This is a genomic window from Gemmiger formicilis (assembly GCF_016901605.1).
GTDB classification, from domain to species: Bacteria; Bacillota; Clostridia; order Oscillospirales; family Ruminococcaceae; genus Gemmiger; species Gemmiger formicilis_B.
The window spans coordinates 1-7,040 of record NZ_JACJKP010000156.1 but is presented as its reverse complement, the minus strand read 5'-3'; the positions used below and the strand labels follow the sequence as shown (position 1 = coordinate 7,040).

General features: G+C 51.1%; 6 protein-coding genes and 1 pseudogene. 1 reads left to right on the top strand and 6 read right to left on the bottom strand.

The annotated features are described in order from the left end of the window. From H6B10_RS11330 to H6B10_RS11310, 6 genes and pseudogenes are all read right to left on the bottom strand, one after another. Positions 1-1,167 (bottom strand): recombinase family protein (locus tag H6B10_RS11330; protein WP_204651709.1); only part of this gene is annotated, 1,167 nt, incomplete at its 3' end. Next, positions 1,164-1,469 (bottom strand): hypothetical protein, encoded by a 306-nt coding sequence (locus tag H6B10_RS11325; protein WP_016147144.1) that lies wholly within the window; start codon positions 1,467-1,469, stop codon positions 1,164-1,166. The genes H6B10_RS11330 and H6B10_RS11325, both read right to left, overlap by 4 nt. A 19-nt stretch (positions 1,470-1,488) precedes the next feature. Then, positions 1,489-2,754: a plasmid recombination protein gene (locus H6B10_RS11320; protein ID WP_204651708.1), complete on the bottom strand. Its 1,266-nt coding sequence runs from the start codon at positions 2,752-2,754 to the stop codon at positions 1,489-1,491. 338 nt (positions 2,755-3,092) lie between these two features. Beyond that, positions 3,093-3,313 (bottom strand): annotated as a pseudogene (locus tag H6B10_RS18040) (LLM class flavin-dependent oxidoreductase). Between the two features lie 423 nt (positions 3,314-3,736). Beyond that, positions 3,737-5,032 carry a DNA primase family protein gene (locus tag H6B10_RS11315; protein ID WP_204651707.1) on the bottom strand — a complete coding sequence of 432 codons (1,296 nt, stop codon included), beginning with the start codon at positions 5,030-5,032 and terminating at the stop codon, positions 3,737-3,739. Continuing rightward, entirely contained in the window at positions 5,010-5,621 is a 612-nt protein-coding gene (locus H6B10_RS11310) for a CHC2 zinc finger domain-containing protein (RefSeq protein WP_204651706.1), read from the bottom strand. The genes H6B10_RS11315 and H6B10_RS11310 overlap by 23 nt, the downstream gene beginning before the upstream one ends. 172 nt (positions 5,622-5,793) lie before the next feature. Here H6B10_RS11310 and H6B10_RS11305 point away from each other — a divergent pair, with 172 nt between their 5' ends. After that, positions 5,794-6,909 (top strand): DUF6076 domain-containing protein, encoded by a 1,116-nt coding sequence (locus H6B10_RS11305; protein WP_204651705.1) that lies wholly within the window; start codon positions 5,794-5,796, stop codon positions 6,907-6,909. Positions 6,910-7,040 lie beyond the last annotated feature (131 nt).

The following is a 7,040-nucleotide window of genomic DNA, read 5'->3' as shown; positions in this document are numbered from 1 at the left end:
GGCAGAACAGGTGCCTCGGCCGCTTTTGTAGCTGGAGCATACATAATGGTCTTGCTTGCCGTCAAAGCTCTTGCAGGTAGCAAAGTGCAGCTTGTTCCCGCAATCGGGACAGAACAGAAGCCCGGAGAATAATCCCTGCCGTTCCGCTTTTGTGGGACGGCGTTTGTTTTTTCGCAGCTCCTGCACCCTGTCCCACTGAGCCTGAGAAACGATTGCTTCCTGCGTATCAGGGAAGATACACATATCTTCGATTGCATTGGGAATCCGCTTTTTCAGCTTGTAGGACTTGGAATAGGTCTTGAAATTGCAGGTACAGCCGGTGTACTCCATCCGTTCCAGAATACCCACAACCGATTGACCAATCCAATGGTAAGGGCGCTCAGGCATCTTCTTCCGCTTTTTCGGGTCAGGATGGTTTTCCGACTGTTTAGCATACAGCGCCTTGGTAGTCAACACCTTATCCTGCTCCAGTATACGGGCAATCTGTTCCGGCCCCTTGCCGCCAATAGCCAGGTCAAAGATGCGCTTGACTACTGGGGCGGCATCCTCGTCAATGATCCAATGGTCTTTATCGGCAGGGTCAGTGCGATAACCATAGGGCGGTTTTCCCAGATGCTTTCCGCTGGTGCCTTTCTGACGGAATACAACCCGGACTTTTTTGCTGGTGTCCCGTGGATACCATTCGTTGAACAAATTACGAATAGCGGCAAAGCCGTCGCTGTCGCCTCGTTCACTGTCCACACCATCGTTGACGGCGATAAAACGCACATCGTAGCTGGGGAAAATGATGTCTGTGTACTGCCCAACGGTCAGGTAATCTCGGCCAAACCTGCTGAGATCTTTGACCAGCCAGCAACCGACAAGCCCCTGCTTAACCAGTGCAAAGCCTTCTTGTACGCCGGGGCGGTCAAAATTGGTTCCCGTATATCCGTCATCCACCAGAATTTTCAGGTTGGTGTAGCCATGTTCGGCTGCGTACCGGGTTAAAAACTCTTTTTGATTCTGTATCGAATTTGATTCTCCATCCAGTGCATCCTCATTGCTGAGGCGACAGTACAGGATGGTGATTTTCTGCTGATCCAACATAGCGTCCTCCTTTACGGTTGGGTCAGCTGACAGAATCGGTGTGCATGGTGATATTGTAGCATGAATTTGAGTCTGTGTCATGAACAAAGCGCCTCCTTATCCGAGAAAATGAGCCGTTTTACCTTGTGGGTAAGCGGCTCATTTCCGTCGCATACAGTCTCCAGCAGATACCAGGTATTTCCGATTTTTCGTTCCACCGTACCGGTGAACGGATTCATCCGGTTTTCCCAGCGTTTCCGGCATTCTTCCAGAAAATCAATCGGCGGTTCAAAAATCGGGTCAAAGCAGGATTCAATATCGATTTCGGCACAAGCGTTAATCAGCTTTTTCGAAGGAGCATTATCGAGCACCAGCTTATTGAGTTTTGTTGTCAGATTGGTCATAAGCAAAAATTCCTTTCTGTTAAAGTTCCATATCTTGCGAGTTGCGGCGGGAAGGCTGATCGTGCTGCCTTGTTTGCCAGGTACGGGTCAAAATAGCATCAAGAAAAGCCCGCACCTTTTCGGGTGCGAGCTTGACAGCTTCCAGATAAGGCCGTACCTGTTCTTTTAGCGATTCATATCGCTGTTTCCAGACAGCGGCACTCTTTTGCGCTTGTTGCAACTTATCTTCCAAGCGGCTGTTTTCTGCCTTGGCAAGAATCCCATTGACCGCATAATCCTTGAGTGTGCTGCACTCGGATGAGGTCAGAGTGATATTGCCGGTGATCGTCTTTTTCCCCATAGAGCGGATTTCCTGTACGGTCAGGGCGGCAGTGCGCTGTTCTTTGGTCTGCTTTTGCAGGGATTGCAGCTCCTTCTGCTTTTTCTCAACGGCAGCCTGTGCGGTGCCCAGCGCCTGTTCTGTCTGAGCGATTTGGGCGGTCACATCTTCCAGCCGCTGCTGCTCCTGTGCCACCTTGAACTGGGTCACAGTCAGATGTTCTTCAGTGCTGCCACGCTCTCCACGCTCCACATCGGTATATCCGGCAGCTTTCATATAGTTGAAGAAATCGTCTTGCAGGACACTGTACGATGTTCGCAGGACTTTCTTGCCCTTGGCGGTCAGAAGCGGATTGCCCTGCTCATCCAGAGCTACCTTGGATTCCCACTTTTTGCTCCGGCTGACCTGCATGATCGTTTCCTTGACTGTACCCACAAGGGACTTATCCTTGCACCGCTTCGACCAGAGAATCTGTTTCTCCACCACCGGGACATACACCACATGAAGGTGGTAGTGGTACACATCCTGCCCCAGAGCTTCCGACATAGCCCGGTTGCGTTCATCGGCGTGCATGACGGCAGAGAGGATATACTGCTCACCGCCCACGATCTCCACGGCTGCTTTGTATGCGTCGGTGTAGAACTGCTTGGCATATTCGTAGCCGCCGTGATTGTGGAAGTAAGCGGAGTTCACATCAAAAATCAGCTCCCCATATTTCACCGCATCGGCTTTCAGGCCACGGGTGGAGATGACGCCATCGGCAATCATTTGATCGAACATGGCGGCATAGCTGTCGGTGGGAGCTTTGAAGTGGATATTCCGGTAGGTCTGGGTGGTATCAATATCCTGGTTGGAGTAGCTGTCCTTTTCTCGTTCGTTATGCTCCTGCACCTTCGCTACATCATCGAGGGTGGGCAAGTCCTGGTTACGGGCAAAGGTGCGGTCGATTCCGTCGTTTCTGGCCATACAAATCAGCTCCTTTCCATTGTGCGGCAGACGGCTGGGGGCCGGGGATGCACTTCCTGCGGGAAGTGTAATAACCCACTATGACACTTTCATCCCGAAGGGCTGCAAAGTGTCGTGGGCTCTCCGAGGGGGAATGCGGCATCTGCGGATGCCTTGCCGCCTTTAGAGGCTTGTGTGTGGCACCCAAATCCTCAAAAGGCGGTGTGACCGACAGCATCTCCGCAATCTCGATTGCTTCATTTCTGCCGCTCACAGGCAGAGCAGATTTTGCAAATCCACTCTGCTATCCATCTCCAAATCTGCGGATTTTTCGATGGGGACGGGAGATACGACGGGCATCATGTGTCCCTCCGTTTCTGCCATACGAGATCATAGCCAAGGGCGTCGGCAAGCTGTACCGCTTCCACATACCGCAGAGACTCCCGCTGGAGCTTGTTGGACAGGTTGGAAACGCTGTCCTCCAGCCGTAATCCTCAGAAAGCAGGTCAACGACTTCCTGCATCGTATAGCCGGAACGCACAATGTACGACTTGATTTCATTTCTCAAATTAGATTTCATAGAAAATACCTCATTCTTTCATGAAATGGTTTTACCGTGGAGCATACACGCTGCACGGTACAGTTAATTTTAATTACTTCTCAAAAATCGCTCAGGATTTCGTCCATGAAGAACCGTCCAGAATAGCACCCCATCGACTTTGCGATTAGGTGGGCTTGCAAGCGAAACCGTGAAAATAGCCACCTTACCGCATACCACTATCACCGTTCTGTAAATCACCGAATGATGATTTATGTTCTGCTTATGGTAGTGTTTTTCACTGTTTGCACAACCATTGATTAGGAAGTGCGGATTTTAGAGCGCCCTCTGAGCCGAACAATAAAAAATGAACTTCGATTTTTTGCGTTCGTGCGTTCCTTCGTTCCACAGGCTGTACCCGGTCAGGAACGCATGAACGCACGAACAGAAGGTTTTGAAGTTTCATTACAACTCCATAGGCGAGAGCAGGACATAAATGCCCATGTATCCCCGACACCGTTTTCCACCGCCGATGTGCAGGTTATTGATCGGCTCCAAATGGTAGCGTTCCGCATTTTGGCTAAGCTGGTTTGCGAAGCTCTTTGGGGATAGCGGGTTTTCTGCGTTGTCTTCGCACCATCGTTTATAGGCTGCATACAGATTTTTGGTGCTGGCTTCATAATCGGCCTTGAATGCCACATAACCCTCAGAATCGAGAAAGTCCAGAATGTTGTTGGCATCCCGAACAGCGGAAGTGATATTGTCTTTGGCTCTCTGGCTGATGGTAAAGTGGTAGTGGTTGGCGATCAGCCGCCGCAATCCTTCCAGCATCCAGAGGAAGATTCCCTCTTTTTCGGCAATCAGTTTCTCAGCAAGGAACGGATCATCGAACCGATCCGCAGGCTTGTCCTTGGTAGTCAGAATGATTTGGCGGCGAAAGAAACCGTCGCTACGGTCATGAAGTGCAGTCAATGCCCCGTTGCCGAAGCAGAGGAAACGCACATACAGCTGCCCCTGATAGCTCTGCTCTTTCTTCCGTTCCAAATCCATTCGCAGTTCTGCTGTCACGATGGATTTTACATAGTTGGTCTTGGTCAAGGCATTCATGTCCAAATCATCGTCCAGCATGAGCAGCTTGCCCTCCAGGTCGGCTCTGGCAAAACGACTGTTCTCTACTTTCTGGATGGAAGTGGTGTTCATGTTGAGCCCGAAAATGGCGTTCATCACCACACCGATGCGGCTTTTGCCCTCGCCTCCCTTGCCAATCAGCATGAGCATTTTCTGGCCCTTGGTGGAGGGGATTAGACAATAGCCCAGATACTCCTGCAAGGCGGGAATATCCTCCGGTTCCAACAGTTCTGAAAGGAAGTGCAGCCATTGTTCCGGTGCAGGAGCCTCTGTCTGATAGGACACCGGCAGGCGGTTGCCACAATACTCTTTTTCCTCCGTAAAGGTGCCATCCAGGAAACAAGTGCCATTAGCCACATGGATACGGTCACATTGCAGGGGCAGAGGGCCTGCATATGCCGCCAGCTTCAACGTCTTGAGCACCTGCTCCACCGTCTGTGCGACCTTGTCATGAAGCCAGGGCGAGATTTCCTCATAAATCGTCCTCTTCAATTTGCTTTCATCCGGCAACGGGCCATCCACAGTATAAAAGTGGTCATTGATGCAGCGCATCGGATGCCGGGACAGGAAATCCCGGCAATATTCCGGCTCGATGATTTTCCCTTTCTCATCAATCCAAACAGGGTTGTTCATGGTATCGCTCCTTTCTCAGGCGGGCCTGTAATTTGCGGATATATCCGTCTGTTGTTAGTTCGCTCACGGTTTCGCCTCGTTCATAGGAATCGCCTTGCAGCAGAATGTCCAGCTGATACTCTGCCCAGGGCAGCCGGTGGCAGGCTTCTACAAACCGCTTGTCCGGCACATCTTCCGGTGCTTGCGGTGCATATCGTTTTTCCCAATCCAGGAGCAGCCGCCGATACTCGTTCAAAACAGAAAAGCACAGCTGCTCGTTCTCACGAAGCTGCTGTGCTCTGGTTTTGTGCTTTAATTTTTGGCGAATTGCTTCCGGCAAGGGCTTGTCCGGTGCAAGATGAAAGTCCGACGCCAGTTTTCGGGCCGCATCATACAGCCGAAGGTCAAACAGTTTGGCAGTCAGGTCGATCACATCCCCATGCTCTCCACAGGCAAAACAGTGGTAGTGGTCATCCGATACATATAGGCTCGGATGACGGTCATTGTGGAACGGACACAGTGCCATGCCATGGTGGTTGACGTCGATTCCATATACCTGCGCTGCTTCCCATGTGTTGATACTGGCTTTCACAACTTCAAACAGATTCATACCGATTCCCTCCATTTCCTTTTTGATGGGGCAGTTTTCTCACCCCTCTGTATAGGTTATGGGGAAAATCGAAAAAAACAGGCTAATGGCATGACAAGCTGTTTTCAAAAAACATGACAAGGCCTTTGCTGTGTGCTATTATGAAAATAAAAAACATGACAGGAGGGAGAAGATGGATCAGATCATCAACCATGCAGTTTTGTCGCTGGATTTCTGGCAGGACACCGTAACCTATGAGGGGTGTACGATGCCCACAGGAACCATTGGCTGTGAGGTGCTGAACATCCCAGACAGCACTATCGAAAAGCTGGATGCTCCCTGCAATGTGCTGAACCAACTGCTTCAGGGGATGAACACCGGTTCCGTGGATATGGAGCTGCTGCCGCAGGTGCAGCAGGCCGCTGGTGAGATCATCTCCTTTTTGCAGGCGACACCACCGTTCTCCCGCCTGAATCGGAGCTATTTTGAGCAAAAACTTGCAGCCATCTTTTCCGAAGAATATATGGAGGACGCAAAAGCCTATTTGCAGCTTACGCAGCAGGAGCAGTTGATCTGTGCTTTGACTGGGCAGCATAGCAAGGCAACCATGCTCGTCCGAATAGCGCAGGTGCTGGGGCATTTGAGCTATTCTCTGGGGCAATACAAGGAGGCCCTGACGAAATTTGCAGAGCAGTTGAATGAACCCGGCTATGACCGTACCCCGGACGGTTATGCGGCAATGTTCGGACAGTTCTTCAAAGGTGAGCCAACTCTGTCGCTGGATAACCCAGCCTGGATGACCCTGACCAATGCTTCGGTGCAGTATGTAGCCGCCGTTCGGCCCGGAAAGACGGAGCCACAGCTGGTCAAACGGATGCACTATGTCTCCTTTGTGGGGATGTTCCGTTCTGACTTATTTGAGGGGCTTTGTGTGGGCCATGCACCTAAGAAATGCCCCATCTGCGGTAGATGGTTTCTTACCATTGATGCACGGCATACCAAATACTGCGGTGGTCTGGCCCCCGGCGACCAGCGGGGACGGACTTGCCGACAAATCGGCAATCTGAGAGGCCGGGAGCAGCGGGAGCTTGCAGACGATCACCCCATCAAGGCCATTTATACCCGCCGTATGAACACCATTTTACAAAGCACCCGCCGTGGAAAGCTGGATAAAGAAACGGCAGCAACTATGAAAAAGCTGGCAAAAGATAAGATGCTCCGTGCGCTTTCAGATCAGCGTTATGCCAGCACTGTCTACGAGCAGGAAATGACCCAGGATGCACTTTTAGAAGCAGTAAAAAAGAAATAAGCAGCAAAATATCAGAAAGGCGGTGAGGGAAAATGGATACAGCGTGGACATGGGATCTGTCTTCTTACTGTGCCAAATACAGCTTTCTGACGGAACCCAAGGGCTTGACCATGCGGGAAGTGGAACACATC

What these genes read in the sequence shown, in the direction of transcription:
- H6B10_RS11310 (WP_204651706.1), bottom strand. Translation starts at nt 5,621, where the DNA reads ATGAATCTGTTTGAAGTTGTGAAAGCCAGTATCAACACATGGGAAGCA.
- H6B10_RS11320 (WP_204651708.1), bottom strand. Translation starts at nt 2,754, where the DNA reads ATGGCCAGAAACGACGGAATCGACCGCACCTTTGCCCGTAACCAGGAC.
- H6B10_RS11325 (WP_016147144.1), bottom strand. Translation starts at nt 1,469, where the DNA reads ATGACCAATCTGACAACAAAACTCAATAAGCTGGTGCTCGATAATGCT.
- H6B10_RS11305 (WP_204651705.1), top strand. Translation starts at nt 5,794, where the DNA reads ATGGATCAGATCATCAACCATGCAGTTTTGTCGCTGGATTTCTGGCAG.
- H6B10_RS11315 (WP_204651707.1), bottom strand. Translation starts at nt 5,032, where the DNA reads ATGAACAACCCTGTTTGGATTGATGAGAAAGGGAAAATCATCGAGCCG.